This window comes from Stenotrophomonas maltophilia (genome assembly GCF_900186865.1).
GTDB lineage: Bacteria > Pseudomonadota > Gammaproteobacteria > Xanthomonadales > Xanthomonadaceae > Stenotrophomonas > Stenotrophomonas maltophilia.
The window spans coordinates 2081586-2099010 of sequence record NZ_LT906480.1 but is presented as its reverse complement, the minus strand read 5'-3'; the positions used below and the strand labels follow the sequence as shown (position 1 = coordinate 2099010).

Here is a 17425-nt window from a genome sequence, read left to right as displayed (position 1 = left end):
CCATGAAGCCTTCACAACTAAATCATGCGGTTCTCTGTGAACTGAGACACCAACATCGGCAACGTGGCATCTCATTGATCGAGGTGATGCTGGCAGTAGGCGCTATGACACTACTTTCCGGTGCGGCTTTCGCTATCTATCAGTCATCGGCAAACAACGCAGATGTTCGCGCGGAACAAGCGAATATTCACACCATTGCTCGAAATGCAGACATGACGTATGGAGCGCTCGGCTCCTATGCGGGACTGACAACCGCTCAGGCTATTGCCGACCGCGTTCCACCCGTTTCAATGAACTCTGGCGTTGGCCTAATGAGCCGATGGGCGCAACCCGTTATTCTTGAGCCTGCCACCATTGATGGTCGCCCCAACGCAGGGTTGAAGATTGTTTACCACGCGGTTCCAACGCGTGCGTGCCTAAAGCTAGCTGCTGCAGCAAGTGAAGGCATGTATGACCTGGAAATAGGCGATACATCCGTCTTCCATCGAAGCAACAATGGTCGTCCGACTGTATTGGACATCCAAGCCGCGACTCAACAATGCAGGAATCCAGCGCAGCTCGCGTTCACATACTACGGCGGCGCTACTGGCCTGTCAGCGCAAGTTCTCACACCCGTTGCACTGCCAACGCCCCCTCCAACATCAGCTCCGCCACCACCGGCGCCGGTGGTGGCGCCACCGCCCGTAGCTGTTACTCCACCGGCTCCATCTCCTGGCTGCGCAGCGGCTCCCACGGCTCCAGCCACAGGAACGACACCTGCGGGTCAAACGTGTTCGTTTATTTGGAATTCGGTAGCGGCTCCTGCTTGCTGGGCTCCGCTGGCGTTATGCGTGCCAATCGCCGCTCAACCTCCAATTCCAACCGCACCACCGGCACCACCCGCCGTCACTCCTCCTATTGTCCCTCCCGTCATCACACCCGTCTGCTCAGCGCCTTTACCGTTGAGCGAAAGCGCGGCGCAAACGGGCGTTTGTCCTTCAGGCACTCTCACCATCAGTGGCGCCAATTCTTTTCCGCAGACCCGCACCCGCACTACGACGTATTCATGCCCCGACCCGTTCGCAAGCCCAACAGCACTGACGGGACCATGGTCAGCCTGGTTACCGGCAGCAGCAAGTATGTGTGCTCCCGAATGCACGTCTGCGCCGCCAACCAGCGTTGCAATCACGCGCGCCGCGCCAGCAGAGAGCCAGAACGTGGGTTGCCCGGCCGGGCAGGCAGGTCAGCACTGGCGACAACGCAACCGCGTTGAGAACGGCACGCGCACCACGTCCTGGTCCTGCCCGGCCGCGACCGGATCCCCGGTGTCGAGCACCTCGGAGAGCTGGAGCGGCACCTACACGGCATCCAGTGGTTGGGTTACCACCTCCAACACCTGCACGCCCCCGGCACCTCCGGCAAGAACCTATCCGACCTACACCGGGAAATCGTGGATTTCCTGGGGCGACGGTGGGCTTTACGGCTGGGGCGTGTTCTGCTCGGTGTCGCAGTTCCTCGCTGACGGATTTCACTGCACGCAGAGCGTTAATACCAACGATGACGCGACGTTTTCGGGTGGCCTCGCGAGGCCTCAAGAACAGGCATTGACGCCAGAGCGCCGGACCTGCGTCGCCGCACTTAAACAGAAGCTGACACCAATGCCTGGATTTGGCTCCCCAAGCACCGGGCCAGTTAGTTGGCCGACAGAGTGCGCCTGTGAGGTGGTCGGAGCTGGCTCGGCGTTCTACTGGCAGACCGTGGGCGCATCGGACTGGTCAGCCTTCGAGTTCCAATGCCAGTAAACGGCCATTGGTTCACTCCGCGGAGAGGGAGACCGGGCCAAGCCAAGCCAAAAAAGCAAAGCCCCCGCGCGAGCGAGGGCTTTGGGTGTCGGCGGGCAAAGCAATTTCTCTAATTTTTCTAAGCTGCCCATAGGGCAGTGAACTGCCGACGTTCCAGATCTAAGGCAGTTCAAGGCGTTGTCAAGCGTTCGACCTGCATCACTCCGTGGAGAGGGCTACCGGGCCAAGGCGCTCGGTCTTTCCGTTGACCAGGTGCAGCAACTGCCCGCCAGCAATCAGCCAACCATCTCCGTTAGCGCGGTCGGCCTTGCTGAACCCTACTGCTCCGTCGTTGCGCAGGGTCGGGGCCCCGGCATTGCCGTCCTTGTAGAAATGGCTCCACGCCCTGGCGGCCGGCGTCATCGTCAGCACCTTCTGCCAAGGATGGCTGTGGATGGTTTCGCCAGTGAAAGCAGAACCTTCCATCACCTCGCTGGTCCGTATGACACAGCCGTGTGGCACGCCATCTGTGTAGAGGCGCAGGGAAAAACGCTGGCCGTCGCTGGCAATCGCGCCACAGGCCTCGTTCCCGCTCTGGCGGGTGTAGTCGTGGAGCACTCGCCCAGTGCGTCGGAGGAAATCCGGTAAAGCCTCGCCGGGTTCGCTGACATGGTCGCCCAGATGCTGGCGCTCCCAACCCTGTTTGGTTCCGGCGGGCGGAATTGAACCGGCCTGCGCCAGTGCCTCACCACACGCTCCAAGCCAAATGGTCAACACCACCATCACCGATGCAATGCGCACAACTGCTCCTAAGCAGTTGTGCTTTGCACCTCGGCCCCATGCCGGGTATCATCAGAGGTATGAAAATTTGCACCTTTTGGAAGCTAAATATCGTTTGCTTTCAATAGGTTGCAAATGGGCGCAAATGGCTCCGCCCACCTCCACCAACGAACGGTTCGTAAAGGACCGGAGAAGCCCGGAAACCCCCGCATCACAAGGGTTTCCGGGCTTTTTTATTGTCCGCAGCAGACCGGGGTAATCCGTTTCAATCCATGAGACGGTGGGGGTATATCAAGGGGTATCCGACCGCACCCACTGAAGCGATACCCCCAATGCCTCTGACCGACGCAGCCATCAGGCGCGCCAAGCCCAGCGACAAGCCGCAGAAGATCACCGACGGTGGCGGCCTGTACCTCTACCTCACCCCGACCGGTGCACGCAGCTGGCGCTGGAAGTACCGCATCGCCGGCAAGGAGAAGCTGCTGTCGATCGGCCTGTACCCGGATGTCTCCTTGGCGCGCGCCCGCGAGGCCCGCGACGAAGCCCGCCGGCTGCTGGCCCGAGGCGTCGACCCGGGTGCGCAGAAGAAGGCTGCCGCCCTCGCCCACTCCGCCCTAGGCTCGGACAGCTTCGAGACCATCGCCAATGAGTGGCTGGCCACACGCCCCTGGGTGCCCAGCTATGCGGAGAAGGTCGAAGCCTGGATGAAGAATGACGTATTCCCGTGGATCGGGTCGCGTTCCGTAGGTGAACTCACCGCTCCTGACTTCCTTCGGGTAGCCCGTCGCATCGAGGACCGCGGCGCGATCGAATCCGCGCACCGGATCATGCAGAACTGCGGCCAGATCATGCGGTACGCCGTGGCCACCGGCCGCGCCGAGCGGAACCCCGTTGCGGACCTGAAGGGAGCGCTCGCGCCACCCAAGGAGGCCCACCACGCGGCGATTACCGACCCCGTGCAGCTGGGTGGCCTACTGCGCTCCATCGAGGCATACAGCGGATCTGCCATCACCCGGTCGGCGCTGCGGCTGGCGCCGCTGGTGTTCCTGCGTCCTGGAGAACTGCGGCATGCGGAATGGGAGGAATTCGACCTCGACGCGGCCGTGTGGACCATCCCTGCCAGCAAGATGAAAATGCGTGCGGCACATCTGGTGCCGCTGTCCAGGCAGGCGCTGCAGATCCTGGAGGACATTAAGCCGATCACCGGCCGGCACAAGTGGGTGTTCTCTGGCGCCCGCGACTCCAAACGCCCGATGTCGGAGAACGCCGTTACCGCAGCGCTGCGCAACATGGGCTACGACCGCACGATGATGACCGGCCACGGCTTCCGCGCGACAGCTCGCACCATTCTGGACGAAGTCCTGCACTTCCGCCCGGACATCATCGAGCACCAGCTTGCGCACGCGGTGAAGGATCCCAACGGCCGGGCCTACAACCGCACATCGCACCTGCAGGAGCGCGTGCGCATGATGCAGGTCTGGGCGGATTACCTCGACGGCCTGCGCGATGGCAATGTGGTGAAGCTGCGGGCCGGATGACGCCTATACACCCCGCCGTAGCTGCTCCAGCCCTGCCCTCACCCGCGCCTTGCTGCGGATGTCCCTCGCGCGGGGTTTCGTCTCCGCCGGCGGCTTGCGCGGCTCCAGCGCTGCCTTGATCCGCTCGATCTCCTTCGACCCAGCCTCAGCCAGGCGCCGGGCCTGTTGCCGCTGCTCGCGGGTCGGCGGTTGGCCGGGCAGTGGCGGGGGCAACTGGATCGGCGTGCTGTCGGTCAGCCGGGCAACGGCCTCACGCAGCGGCAGCTCGGGATAGAGCCTGGCCGCGCACCAGCGCTCGGCGTAGAGCTTCGCCTGTCGAACGTTGGCGGCGCGCACTTCCTTCACCTGCCACATCTTCTGGCCTTCCATCCATAGCCGGACCCCGGGACCGCCATCAGGCGTGACGCTGGCCGTCTCTCGCCCGTTGTACCAGAGCGCCCAGCGCTCACCGGTCTGGACCCAGCCAGAGGGAATTGTGGCGGTTCGGAAGCCGTGGGAGTACTGCATGGCCGGAAGGATACGGCTGGCCGTCGCAGATCCTGCGAAGCGCGGGGCACATGTCTGAATCGGTCACATTCGGACGCGTGTCACATCCCCCGCCTCGGTCGGGCTTTACCTACACCGAGATGGCCGGTTTTCTGATTGCACCTCTGATGAGGGGTTGCGACCTTGCGCGGGCAGTGCAGCACTACCCTACTCATGGAGAGATGGAAGTGAACTCAATGCAAAGCGATTGCAGGACTGCCCGCTCGACCCCTCGCCGCCTGATGCTGGGCATTTCACTTGCTCTGTTGTCGGTCGGCTTTGCCCAAAGCGCGTCCGCCGGCCAATGGGTCCCAACGGGCCGCGTGCTATGGGTGGATTCCGAAACTATCCAGCCTTATCCGGTGGCCTATACCAATTTCTGCCAGGGCGGCGTGGACGGGCCGAGCGGCGTCTACTTGTACGGCGACTGGGGTTCGGAAGGGCTTGGCTCGTGCCCGACGGACGCATACACCGGTTTTGACAACATGAAGTACGGTGGCGGCACCTGCAGGCCAGATCCTCAAGGTGTTGGCGGCGGCTATTCCTGCCAGGAGTATCACCACGTTTTCGCAGGCCAGAAGTACCAGGGTCCGATACCGGCGACCTGTAGTACACCGGGACTTTACGGGGTCACCAACTACTACCGTGCAGAGCTTGTGTACTTCGGCTCTGGCGATAATCCCAACGACTATTACGACAGGTTCTTCGAAAGCTCTACGGAGTACGTTTGCCAGTAGTCGGCATCCAAACACCAAGCTCTCAGGCGATGTGCCCTAAGAGCTATTGATCCCCATCTGACTACTACAAGCAGGATCGTCCCCGCGCGAGCGGGGACACTACTTCATATCGCCCCAAGGTCCTTCACGACGGCCTGTCCTCTTTGAAGGAATCCGATCAGCAGACGGCCGCCGGCCACTTGCCGCCCCATCTGCTCATTGAGGTAGTTGGCCTGGAGCCGCCCAGCCGTCATCAGATCGGACTGCAGCATGCTGGGCGCGACGCCCTTGAGTGGGTCACCTGGGGACGCGAAGTGACCACCGATCGGCTGGACCGTGGTTGCGCGCCGACTGTCGCTCTTAGCATAGGCAGTGGCCATCATCCTGCCACTTCCCGACGACCACCCGCCCAGGATGATCTCGGTCCCCAGCTGTTCGATTGGCAGGTCAGCCTCCGCCGCGGCCTTCTCGTAGTTCAGCCATAGCTGGTCCATTACAGATCCCATCTCGGCGGACAGCTTCTCAATGGAGAAATCCGCACGGAAGCTGGCCTGCAGGACCAGCTCGTAGATCTTCAGGAAGAACTGGGCCGCACCTCTCGTCGCCAGCAGCATGTTGTGCTGCGGTATCAGGAGCATCTTGGCGCCAGCAGAGTGGGCGCCGGTCAAGGCATCCTCCGCAAGGGTGTCCACCGCAACGACAAGCTGGTCACGGCTGATCAGAACGTTGAGGATGCTCATAGCGGACTCGTCTAGAGGTCCGCAGACTATCGCCTTCCCCGCCCAGCCTGTCGAGACCGCCATGACCGCCGAAATCACGGAAATACTTGATCGCCTCCAGACCTGCGAGGCCGGACTCGAGATGCACCGCGGCTACCTCAAGGCGATGGAGTACGCGTTGCGAATCTGCGTACTGACCCACCCCGAGCCTGAGCGGCTGACCGAAAACTGGCTGCGACTACTGCCGAGCATGGCGGCCAAGCACAGAGAGGATGGAGGCGACCTATTCGCTGCCGCCTTTCAACAATCGCTCACGGTTCTTACCGAGCAAATAGGCGCAGGGAACACGCCTCCTTAGGCTGCTATGACAAACGGCGCCATGAACGCCACCAGCAGATCCATCTCGGTAGCGATTACGTCGTCCGCAATGCCGCGCTGATTGAACCTGGTCCAGTCCACGCGGTCCAGCCGCACTACTCAGCTCAGTGCTCTCAACGAGTCATAACATATTTCCCAAAAACCACCGCGCGTGATCTGCTGCCGCCGAACGGTACTAGCGGAACGACCAGGGGTGTGCGATATCTTAAGCGCTACGCGCCCCAAGCTCGAACACCCACCTCAACGGAATGAAAATGAACTCATTGTTGAAGAAGCCAGACCAGCCCCACATTTCAGAAACGGATGCCTGGAAGGATGATCCATTTGACAGAAAGAGGGATGCAGAGATGCTGTCGCGATTAATCGCATCAAGCGTCACAGATCCACTGGTCTTGTCGCTTCAGGCTCCTTGGGGATCTGGAAAGACAACCTTTCTAAAGAGGCTCCAAGTACACATAAAGAACGAATTCGCCATACCATCAATCTCCATCGACGCGTGGAAGAATGACGAATCCCAAGACCCTTTGTTGACGATCATTTCAGAGATAAAGTTATCTTTGGAGAGGAAGGCGACCCAAGCGAAAAGCTCGGAGATTAAAGGCGCCTTCGGAAAAACCATCACTGCAATTGCCGACAAAGGCTCAAAGTTGGTCATGCCTGCTGTTGCGATTGCAGCTGAGCTCATGCTCCCTGGAGCAGGGATCGGAACTGCTGCAGCTGGCGTAGGAGACTTGGGGGAACGCCTGCTTGATGCGCAAGACGAAAGGCGTAGAGCAGAACCAAATTTCCGAGAAGCGTTAGCTGAAGCCCGAGACCTACTAGCACGACGGAAAAAGAACGGTCCGGTGCTGCCGATACTCCTCATCATCGATGAGCTAGACAGGTGTCGTCCCGACTATGCAATTAAGATGCTCGAGAGAATCAAACACTACTTTGATATTCCGGGCGTAACCTTCCTTATAGCGACAGATCGCGGAAACCTTCCTTCAGCTGTTCGGACTGTTTACGGGGCACACGTCGAAGGAGAGCTTTATCTCAGGAAGTTCTTTGACTACGAGTTTCACTTGTCAGCGCCTTGCGTCAACACTTATGCGAAGCATGTAATCGCCAGGCACCTCATGCCCAATGTGGAACCACTGGAGCGAAGGGAATTTCGCAAATTCCCTTGCTACCTCTCCAACTTATCCGATTTCATGAATGAAATACCTAGGGATGAACTCGACAAAGGCGAATACCTAGAGCACTTCCCGGCCATGGTCTCAGCAATGAAATTGAGTTTGCGAGACACCGGCCAAGCATTGACCATGCTTACGGCGTTCGTTCACTCTAGAGACAAAAACGGAGCAACCATCCCCGCGGTGGACTGCTTCGTATCTTGCCTTCGATTTGGATATCCAGAGGGCTTTAGACTGTTGATTGAAGAATCTGAGCTATATATTCCAACAACCTCTGACCCGCAATGGCTGCAGGAGATGTATGGCCGTCTCCGCAAAACCGAACAGTGGGATGCACTGAAGGGATTCTTCAACAAGGCCAGCCTGATGACAGGGGCATCTCTCTCACAGCGCAATCGCTACGAAGAGGAGATCACCGAGCAGTGGCATAGCGTTCTTGGTGGCCTGGGCCGCACTTTGATCTCTGGCGCCGAGCAATGCTACCGAGCGATAACGGCCATCAGAGTCCGAGACGCAGACAACGTCAATCCATGGGCATACGCGCGAGAGTTCGTTCGATTGACTCCCCCCATCAGCACCATCGGCGGTACAGTGTCCCAACAGTCCTGAACAGACCCGTTGAAGCTCGATCGACGTGATCATGCGGCCAAGCGGTGCTCGTAGAACGGGTGCCGCTTGTCGTCAAAGATCCGGTACAGCGAGGCCAGGTCCGCCGGGTCAGGGTTGAGCCAGGCGTCCACGTGCTCCGGCTTGATGTTGATGATGGTCCGGTCGTGGCCGGCCGCGGCCACCTCGGGCTCAGGGTCGTCCGTGATCGCGGCGAACGACAGTAGATCAGGCTCTTTGCCGGCCGGATCCTTCCAGTGCGACCACAGGCACGCTACCAGCATGGGCTCGCCAGTGCGCGGCGTGAACTGCACCACCTGGTTCTTCCCGTCCGGCCCCTCGACGTTCTCGTAGAACGTGTCCACCACCATCAGCCCGTGGGTGTGGCCGAACGCCGGCGCCCAGAACTTCTCAAGGCTGTCGCGACGGGCGTTGTAGGTGCCGGGGAAGCGCTGGTCGTAGTTGGCCGGCTTCCCGGCCAGCCGGCACTGGTAGCGCATCGGCTTGATGACCAGCTTCCCTGCCTCGGAAACGATCACCGGGGCATAGACGCCGGGAAAGATGCGGCTGTCACGGTTCTTCGGCTCAACGCGCTGCAGATCCGCCAGCCGCGCCTTGGCCCGCTCGATCTTGTTGCCGGCAATCCGCACGTCCTCGCGGGCCTTCTTCGTCTCCTTCACCTGGAGCGCCCGCTCGGCGTCGGACAGCCGCTTGCGGTTGGCGAACAGCTCCTGCTCCAGAATGGTGGCCTCGGCCCTGTTCCATTGCTCGACCTCGGCCCACACCGCCAGCTCTGCCGGGCTCACACCGGTTCGGAAGGCGTCGTCCATCGCCTTGGGGGTCTTGGGCCGCTTCTTGCCCGGGTCGTGGGCATAGAGAGCGGCGAACTCCTGCAGCGACAGCGTGGCGCCGGTCATCCGGACCAGCTTCTGATAGGCGGCGGTGATCTGGGCGGAATAGCACATGCCGCCATCTGGCCCCCATGGCTGTTGAAGCAGCGTGACGGCGTCCCCATTACGGATCGACAACCAGTGAGAGGGAACACCCATGGGCGAGACACCCGAGCAGCTGCAGGACGAGATTGACTTCCTGAAGCAAGAGATCGAACGAGTCAAAGCTTTGCAGGAGCAGCTCAGTCCTGCTGAGTACAGGGCCAAGATTGATGAGAACCACGAGCGTATTAACGAAATCGATCAGATTCTGGCCGGCTTGGGAGAGGAAGACTTGGAGGAGGAGAACGACCTGCTCAATGAGCGCGACTCCCTCCTGAACGAAGGTCCGGGCGGCCTCGATTCTCTCGATGAAGAGATTGTGGAGCGCGAGGAAAAGCTGAAGAAGCTCGGCTAGAAGTGATGGCGGGGCCCTAAAGGCCCCGCTTTTTCAATCAAGCCACGAAGCAAGGCGCATACCCAGCAGCCGGTGCCCCCGGGGATACCGCGTCAGCCGCGCGGTGAACACGCCGCGGAACAACGGCGAAGACCTGCTGCAGCAGGGCGCATAGGCGCGCTTCAATCGAACCCCAGCGGCATCTCGGTCCGGTGCAAACGGTCAGTAGTTCGTCACATCCACGGCCATCACGATCCCGACCACGGCCTGGTTTGGTGAGCCGCCAGTCCCGATTTTCGGGATGGTGATGGCGTTGCCGAACAGGCCGTGCTTCCCGCTAACGCCCTGCCCGTTGCCGATCCCCATCACCGTGAAGCTGTTCTGGAACGTGCTGGTCGCCGGCGCGCAGATCACCCCGGCGACCGTCTTGCCGGTGAAGTCAGGGAACCTATCCTCTTCCATACCGCCATTGGGAAAGACGCCGCCTACACCGATGATCCGCATGGGCTTTGCACCCAGCGCGTACGTCAGCCGGCCGTTCGCATCCCACAATGCCAGATACTGCGCATCCTCGTTTGCGGGGCGATCGAACACGTACGCCCAACCTTGCAGGCGCGCGGGCGTATTCGTCCACAGCGTCAGCCGGAACTGATTCGGACCGATCTCCTGGAGCTGTGGGAAGAACGGATACGGGTCACCGATGAATGCCACCATCGGGGCCTCGGCATTGATTATCATCTCCGCATATTTCCAGTTGCCCCCCGGGTTGTTTCCTGGGTAGGTCACCGGCGAAACATCGATGCGTATTTTCTGCTTCAGTACCAGCGACGGGGTGTCCTCGCTAATCAGCGTGGTTCCAGCGTCGCTAAGAATCTCTACTGTGGCCTTTGCCATCACCGCACTCCGTAGTAGAACTTGACCGGTTTGATCGTGCCGACGAACTGACCGCTGCCATTCTTGTTCAGCGCCCAGTACACCCGACCATTCGCGTAGCCGACCACGGGAACGTAGCCCAGCGAGTCAGAAGGAATGATGGGAATGTAGAAGAACTCCCCTGGCGGCAGATTGGCAGCAAAGCCATTGCCGGGCGTTGCATCCGACCACGCCAGGCCGCACAGCAGGCCCAATCGACTGGCGAGGTCCCACAGCCGATTGCCGTTCTCATCGTTCACTTCCATCACGATCTGCATACCGCCTCCTGTTGGTTCAGGAGGGCTGGTTTTCCAGCCCTCCTTGGTCTGTCACGGCACTACGCCCCATCGCATACGCAGACGCCCGTTCTGGTCGTAAACACGCCAGTTTCCGTCGCTGTACTCCGTGCGCATACCGCCGCTCGGTGACGACACACGGAACACGTCAGCCAGCACGTCGAACGCAGCCACACCGTTGGTGCTGGCGACCCTCAGGCCACCCACCTTGCCGTCCGTGCGGACGTTGATAGACCAGGACGCCATGCTCTCCATACCGCCAGCGGACCACGGGCCCGGCGCTCCCTGCGACTCAGTGGCCTCTGCCAACATCGGACGCACCCAACGGGTGAACGTCGCAACCGGCGAGGTCCAACGGGTGATGAGGAACATCCAGACGCGAGTTGTGCCCGGCGGTGCCTTCATCTTCACGTAGTGCCGGCTATAGCTGGACAGATGCTGCCCACCGCCGGGCGTGCCGGCTTCGGGCGAACGCGAGGCCCCCAAGCTGTTGCCGTTGGCATCCATGAACTCCAACGCCACCTGGACGTATCGGTTGCCTGAGGCATACGCCGAAGCCATGTACCACTTACCCACCTCCGCCGTGATGGCGTTGCACCACTGAAGCAACGATCCCGCGCGGTCCGGCGTGCCGGCCGTGATGAGGGCCGTGCTGCCAATCGGAACACCGGCGTCCTGCGAGCTAGTCGAGGTCCACCAAGTCAGGCCGCGAGTGTCCTCCGGCGCCCAGTAGTTGGGCCAACCGTCAAGGCCAGAGGTGAACGTGGCGTTCGGCAGGAGGTTACCGCCACCCAGTTGATCAATGCTGGCTTCCATGCTCTGCATCACAGCCGCATCTGGGTAGTCATCCACCTTCACCTGGAGGCCTTGGATCGCCTGGGCGTTCGCGTCGATCTTGACCCCGTCCTGCTGCACCTGAGTCTTCAGCTGGTTCACCGCGGCCGCGTTCACGTCGCCAACCTGGGTTCTCAGCTGAGTCAAATCCTGAGCGGTAGCATCCAGCGTGGTCCCCTGCTGGATCACCGTGGTCTGCAGCTGGTTGAACGCGGTTGCGTTCACGTCGCCAACCTGCGTCTTCAGGCTGGTCAAGTCCTGAGCCGTCGCCTCCAGTTTCTGGCCCTGTTGAGTGACCGTCGCGGTGAGCCCCTGGATTGCAGCGGAATTGGCATCTGCCTTGGCATTCACCCCATCAACGCCGGTCTGCAGCTGGGTGATCTGCTGCGAGGTCGTCTCTATCTTGTCCTCGGCGGTCGTGACGCGCGTCGTCAGCTGCTGCAAGGCGGTGGTGTTAGCCGCAGTTGTTCCAGCCAAATCGGTCACATCGCTGCGTAAAGCGGTGATCAGCCCTGCTTGCGACGTGATCGTCTCGTCATGCTGGGTAACCTTGGTGCTGAGATCCGATATCGCCTGAGCGTTGTTGTTGCCCTGGTCAATGATCGCCGGCAGCGAGGCATTGATGGTCGTGATCGACTGCGCCAGCGCACCGGTTGTGGTCGCCGTGGCTTCCTCGAGCGATGTGACCGACGCAGCAGTAGCAAGCGCCCCCTCCCCCGCGGGCATCCTGGCCTCCATGGTGCTGATGCGCCGCACCTGCGCGGCATCTGCCGCAACGCGGGCCTTCAGCTCCTCGTACGCCAGGCCAGAGGTCAACTGGAGCGGGTCCGAGCCGGTGTAGTTGCCTCGGATCTGCACCGCCAGCGTGTTGCGCTGGGCGGCCTCGGCAGCATCGGCCGAGATCCGGGCCTCCGTTTCGGCCTGAACCACCGCCATGGACGCCCCAGGCTGCGGGCGTCCGACGGCGACGTAGTCGATCAGGAAGTAGTTGGCCACCGATTGCTCGGTGCCCAGCTGCAGGCGAATAGCGTCGACCGTAGCCGGCCACCAGGCAATGTCCTGCACGTCCACGGTGGCCACTCCGCTGGCGTCCCACGCCGGCTCCGGGATGACGGCGCGCTTCTGCGTGCTCCATGCCTGATCCGTGGTCGTGATCCACTGTAGGGATCCGCCCCACGCCGGGCTGCCCACACGCTTCACGCGCAGCTTGACGAATCGATAGGCGCTGCCGTCGACGGCCAAGGCCACCGGCGACTGCACCCAGGGCGCAGTGGCATGGTTGGCGGGCCGCAGCCAGCCATCCACGAGGGTGGGCGCACCGTTGCCCGTCCACCCTTCAATGGTCTGATTGAACGGCCAGAGCTTGATGCTGTCGAATTGCGTTCCGCTGCCGGCCGCGACCTCCGACACCGCGCGCGCCAACGATTCATCGGCGCTTTGCCGCAGCTGCTCTTCGCGGCTGATCGCCGCCTCGCGCGCCATCTTCTCGTTCAGCAGTGCATCGATCCGGGCCTGGGCCTCGGCGCTGATCGCCTGCATGGCTTCGGTCACGCCCTGCTGCCGCAGCAGGGCCTCGGCGACCAAGTCCTGTGCCGTCTGCGCCAGGCCGGCGGCGCGAGCAGCCGCCTCGTCTGCGATCGCTTGGATGCGGGCACTGATCTCCGCCGCCAGCTTGGCCTGCTGTTCGGCCAGGTCCTTCGAAGTGGTGGGCGGAACAACGCCCACCACGGTTCCGGTGCCTGCCTTGCCGCGAACGGTCGGGGTGATCTGGAACCACCACGTCTTGCCGCTGCCGTCGCTATAGACGTAGCGCGTCTCGGTGGTGCGGTGAATCTCCGTCCAAGGGCCGTCCTGGCTCTCGCTGCGCGAGATGACGTAGATCACGCCCTCCAGATCGACGGCATCCCATTCGAGGACAACGCCGTCGGCCACCGGCGTGGGATTGACCCCATTCGCCGGCGGCACGTCCGGCGCCTTGAAGGGCACCGGGAACCACGTGGAAAAGCGCGGTGCCACCGGTGACGCGGACGGCAGCCCGCCCACGCCGATTTCCACCAGCGTGAGTTTCCTTGCTTGCATTGCTGATTACCTCGCGTTGAGTGCTTCGCGCAGCGCTGAACTGCTGGCGTTGCGTACGCCCTGGGTAGTGGTGGACACGAGTTGGCGGAGCAGCTGGTTCTGTTCGGCGAGCAAAGCGTTGCTCTGCTGTATGGCGGCGGTAGTTTGCGTCTGAGCGTCGTTGTTAACGACCAGGTCGAACACGGCCCGGCTGAAGTTGTCCGGCAACGCCTCGATGGCGTCGGCCAGCGTCCCCATGCTGGTGCCGTCCTGGGTGTTCAGGTCGCCGATCTTCATGCCATCGATGAGGCCGGTGACCCGGCCGTACAGGCTGTTGTAGTCCTGCCCGCTGGCGTACAGGTTCCGACCGAAGCCCAGCGCGGCCTGAGCGGCCGCCTGCGCGGCGCTGGTGTCGCCACCGGACACCGCCCGCTCCAGCTCCTTCATCGCCTCGCCCAGCTTCTCCTGGTCCGTCAGCGGCGAAAGGTCACTGATCGACAGGCCGTACTGCATGGCCTTCTTGTCCTTGTCGATCTGCGCCTGCAGCTTGCCCATGTTGGTGGCACGAAGCGCCTCAATCTTGGCCAGGTCCTCAGCCCGAGCGCCGGACAAGCCGAGCGCTTTGGCATAGTCGTTGGCCGACTTCACCTGCTGGCGATACGTGCGCTCGATCGACAGCGCCTGCGACTGGTACTGCGTCAGGTTGGCCGTCATCAGCTGGGTGCTCACATCGGCCATGAGGCTGGCGTAGTTGCCGAGCAGCCCGGTCACCTTCTGCACCTGGGTGGCCAAGTCCGTGCCGGCGACGCCGGCCAGGTCCTGGAAGTAGTCAACCGCCTTGTTGACCTTGTCGACCTCCAGCCCGTTGAGTGCTCGGCCCAGCTCATCGGCATTGCCCACGGCCAGCGCGATCGACGCACTGAGCGCGGTGAACACGTCCGCCGACTCGAAGTAGCCGTCGAGCTGGCCACCGAACCCCGCCGCCTTGACCGCCTCGGTATACAACCGATTGGTCATGTCGGCGAGGTAAGCCTCCAGCTGCGCCTTGGCCTCGGTGGAGTCCGCCGACAACTGGAGCTTGCCCAGGTCTACACGCACGCTGCCGAGCTTCTGGGTCAGGTCCACACCCAACTGCTTGGCCAGATCGGTCGCCGCGCCACGCACCTGCCGCGCCGCCATATCGAACGTGCGATCGATGCCCGGATCTAGCGCGCCGAACTGTGTCCACTTCTTGTCGCTGCGGAACAGGCCGCCCTTGGCCTTGATATCGGCATAGCTCTGGCCATCGAATCCGCCGAAGCCATAGCTACCCGTGATGCCCTGCCCGGTGACCTTGGGAGCCTGCCGGCCGAACAGCTTCGCGTGGATGCTGGAGCCGGACAGGATCGACGCGACCTTGTCGTTGAAGCCCAGGGCGCGGAACCCCTTGTCGGCCAAGCCGACAGCCCCGGCGGTGGCGATTTTGCCGGCCCAGCTCTCACCATTGGCGATGTTCCAGCCCTGGTCGAACAACTGGGCGTTCTTCATCATGCCGGCGACGATCCAGCCGATGATGGGGACCGCCGCCGCTGCTGAGCCAGCAGCGCCTGCACCCGCCGCACCCGCGCCGGCTCCTGCACTGCCACCACCGATCAACCCGGAGAAGCTGGAACCGGTCATCCCGGCCATGCTGGTCACGTCGCCGAAGCCTGTCAGGGTTCCCGCTGCGGCCCCGGCGGAACGGCCGAACCCGAACAGGCCCTGGCCCTTGGAAAGCAGCCCGGCCACCGTGCTCACGTTCTGGCCGCCGGCCGCAGAGCCATTGCCGCCGAACAACCCCATCAGACTCTGCAGGTTCAAGCCACCGCCCTGCCCGTTCATGCCGTTGAGGATCTGCGCCTGGATCGGGATCACCAGCTTCTGCTGCAGGAACTCGCGGGCCAGGTCACGCAGGCCGCGCTTGGCGGCATCCTTCAGGTCATCCCACAGGTTGTCGAAGTCGCGCATTCCCCCCGCGACAAAGTCGGCCATCGCGTCAGCGGCGTCTCCAACGCCGTACACCAGCACGTTGGCCCACGCCTCTACATTCGCAGCAGCTTCCTCCACTCGCAGAGACAGATCAGCCGATGCACGAGCCGCGGCGAGCATGGACTGCTCGTAAGCCTCGTAGGAGGCTACGCCCTTCCTCCTGGCAAGCTCCTCCTTGCTACCTGCCGCCTCGACGGCTTTCTGCAACTCCTGGCGCATATCGCGCTCGTTGATCATCTGTCGCCGCGACAGTTCCCGTGCACGCCCGACCTTTCCAAGCATGGCGACTTCAGCATCCATCGTCGCCACCAGCGACTCCGGGCTTGCCAGCGCCTGCTCCACCTCCGCCGCGACCTTGGAGTACTCAATCGCGCTTTGGGCCATCAGCACATTGGCATCGGCTTGCGCGATGTTCCCTTTGGCCAGCAGGCTGTTGTACTCGGACATGTTGCCGAGGTGCTTACCCATGGCCTCGGCCAATGGGCCCTCCATGGCCCCAGCAGCTTCCTCTGCCTGGCGATGATATCGGGCAATCTCGTCTGCGCGACGCTTTGCGTCTGCGTCTGCCTTGTCCCGTGCGCCCTTGTCGATGTTCCCGGTCGAACGATAGCCAACTCGATCTGACTTTAGGGCCGAGTCGGGCATCCTCTGCCCGTTCTCGAGCAACGTCACCTGCGGCCCATACCGGCGCGTCAACTCGCGCTGGATCCGCAAACGCTCGGCCAGCAGCCGCTCGGCCTCTTTGTCCCTCTCAGGCGATGGTGCTTCAACCGAAAGCAGCAGGCGCCGCCGCGCGAAGAGGTCACCCATTTGCTCATTCAGTGCGTCTTCGGTCGCGCCGCTCAATGCCGTCGGGGTGGCCCCTTCTAGAGCCTGCAGCTCTGCGTACTTCGAGATCAGATTGACAATTTGAACCGCGCCTTCTGCCATCTGACCAGTTAATTCTGCGGCCCACTTGGTTACAGTGGCGAAGGCGTTTCGCGTTTGCTGTGACGCCATGAACTCCGTCAGGTTGTTCAACGTTGGCAGCAACTCTTCCGCCACGCTGACCTTCAGCCCCATCATCGCCAGATCCGCCTGTTGTGTCATCTCGCGCAGGCGATTCGTTGCCTTCGTAGTTTTACTGTCGATGATCGCGCCCGCCGCATCCGCAGCCTCACCCCATTGTCTGAAGCCGGCACTGTTGTTACGGAGGAGCGGTATCAACATGGACGAGTCGCTGGCAATGGCCTCCATGTAGAAGGTCAGCTCAGATTGAGAGAGATTCGCTCTCTCAAGGCTCTTGAAGTAGAGTCCAAGCGCATCGGGGCCAGACAACTTCCGCATCTGCTCAGCGGTTACACCGGTCCGCCTGGCGATGTTGTCGAAGAAGTCCTTCATGGCGCCGCCGCCCGTCTGGACGTAGTCGCCGATCTTGTCCTGCACGTCCTTCAAGATATCGGCGAGCTTCTCGTGGCTGATCCCAACTACGTTCGCCCCCGCAGCCATTCGCTGAAACGATTCTGAGCTGGTGCCTGACAGGGTGGCCAGACGATCGTACTGGATGCTCAGTTCCGCTACTTGGCGGGACCAAGCAACGGCCGTAGCGGTGGTACTTGTCAGACCCGAAGATATCGCAAGGCCGATGGCAGTCCCTGCCTTTCTGGCGACAGCCTGCATCCGATCCATAGACTGCGAGAACTGTCGCTCTGCCTTTCCGGTGTCCTTAACGAAAGAACCCGTCTTCATCAGCAAATCAACGGTGAGGGTGTAGAGAGACATATCGGCTCCAGAAACGAGAAAGCCCCGCGCAAGG

Annotated in this window: 14 protein-coding genes; 6 read left to right on the top strand and 8 right to left on the bottom strand. The window is 61.9% G+C overall.

All coding sequences use genetic code 11. From position 1 onward, the window contains the following. Positions 1-2: 2 nt before the first annotated feature. The gene (locus CKW06_RS24080; protein WP_004153226.1) at positions 3-1781 is read left to right on the top strand and encodes a type 4 pilus major pilin; all 1779 of its coding nucleotides are present in this window, start codon (positions 3-5) and stop codon (positions 1779-1781) included. Between the two features lie 198 nt (positions 1782-1979). Here the strand turns inward: CKW06_RS24080 and CKW06_RS10225 are convergent, their stop codons facing one another. Beyond that, positions 1980-2561 (bottom strand): hypothetical protein, encoded by a 582-nt coding sequence (locus tag CKW06_RS10225; RefSeq protein WP_004153225.1) that lies wholly within the window; start codon positions 2559-2561, stop codon positions 1980-1982. A gap of 251 nt (positions 2562-2812) precedes the next feature. Between CKW06_RS10225 and CKW06_RS10220 the strand changes: the two genes are divergently transcribed. Further along, complete coding sequence (locus tag CKW06_RS10220) at positions 2813-4078, top strand: tyrosine-type recombinase/integrase (RefSeq protein WP_024956492.1); 1266 nt, start codon at positions 2813-2815, stop codon at positions 4076-4078. 3 nt (positions 4079-4081) lie between these two features. On the opposite strand, the gene CKW06_RS10215 is transcribed toward CKW06_RS10220, so the two are convergent. Beyond that, entirely contained in the window at positions 4082-4585 is a 504-nt protein-coding gene (locus CKW06_RS10215; RefSeq protein ID WP_050426936.1) for a hypothetical protein, read from the bottom strand. Positions 4586-4635: 50 nt separating this feature from the next. Between CKW06_RS10215 and CKW06_RS10210 the strand changes: the two genes are divergently transcribed. Then, a complete protein-coding gene (locus CKW06_RS10210; protein WP_231910927.1) occupies positions 4636-5340 on the top strand; it encodes a hypothetical protein in 705 nt (234 codons plus the stop codon). Between the two features lie 104 nt (positions 5341-5444). Here the strand turns inward: CKW06_RS10210 and CKW06_RS10205 are convergent, their stop codons facing one another. Then, entirely contained in the window at positions 5445-6059 is a 615-nt protein-coding gene (locus CKW06_RS10205) for a hypothetical protein (protein WP_024956489.1), read from the bottom strand. A gap of 61 nt (positions 6060-6120) precedes the next feature. On the opposite strand from CKW06_RS10205, the gene CKW06_RS10200 reads away from it, so the two are divergent. Together CKW06_RS10200 and CKW06_RS10195 are read left to right on the top strand one after the other, a co-directional pair. Beyond that, on the top strand, positions 6121-6396 hold the full coding sequence (locus tag CKW06_RS10200; RefSeq protein ID WP_024956488.1) for a hypothetical protein: 276 nt from the start codon (positions 6121-6123) through the stop codon (positions 6394-6396). A gap of 274 nt (positions 6397-6670) precedes the next feature. After that, positions 6671-8200: a KAP family P-loop NTPase fold protein gene (locus CKW06_RS10195; RefSeq protein ID WP_157740194.1), complete on the top strand. Its 1530-nt coding sequence runs from the start codon at positions 6671-6673 to the stop codon at positions 8198-8200. Between the two features lie 29 nt (positions 8201-8229). Here CKW06_RS10195 and CKW06_RS10190 read toward each other — a convergent pair whose 3' ends face one another. Beyond that, positions 8230-9162 (bottom strand): SOS response-associated peptidase family protein, encoded by a 933-nt coding sequence (locus tag CKW06_RS10190; RefSeq protein WP_024956485.1) that lies wholly within the window; start codon positions 9160-9162, stop codon positions 8230-8232. Between the two features lie 82 nt (positions 9163-9244). Here CKW06_RS10190 and CKW06_RS10185 point away from each other — a divergent pair, with 82 nt between their 5' ends. Next, positions 9245-9544: a hypothetical protein gene (locus CKW06_RS10185; RefSeq protein ID WP_024956484.1), complete on the top strand. Its 300-nt coding sequence runs from the start codon at positions 9245-9247 to the stop codon at positions 9542-9544. 201 nt (positions 9545-9745) lie between these two features. Here the strand turns inward: CKW06_RS10185 and CKW06_RS10180 are convergent, their stop codons facing one another. The 4 genes from CKW06_RS10180 to CKW06_RS10165 are packed head-to-tail and all read right to left on the bottom strand — an operon-like array spanning position 9746 to position 17391. Continuing rightward, positions 9746-10417: a hypothetical protein gene (locus CKW06_RS10180; protein ID WP_024956483.1), complete on the bottom strand. Its 672-nt coding sequence runs from the start codon at positions 10415-10417 to the stop codon at positions 9746-9748. Next, the gene (locus CKW06_RS10175; RefSeq protein WP_024956482.1) at positions 10417-10713 is read right to left on the bottom strand and encodes a hypothetical protein; all 297 of its coding nucleotides are present in this window, start codon (positions 10711-10713) and stop codon (positions 10417-10419) included. The genes CKW06_RS10180 and CKW06_RS10175 overlap by 1 nt, the downstream gene beginning before the upstream one ends. Positions 10714-10764: 51 nt before the next feature. After that, a complete protein-coding gene (locus tag CKW06_RS10170) occupies positions 10765-13644 on the bottom strand; it encodes a coiled-coil domain-containing protein (RefSeq protein WP_143578652.1) in 2880 nt (959 codons plus the stop codon). 6 nt (positions 13645-13650) lie between these two features. Continuing rightward, positions 13651-17391 carry a hypothetical protein gene (locus CKW06_RS10165; protein ID WP_024956480.1) on the bottom strand — a complete coding sequence of 1247 codons (3741 nt, stop codon included), beginning with the start codon at positions 17389-17391 and terminating at the stop codon, positions 13651-13653. Positions 17392-17425 lie beyond the last annotated feature (34 nt).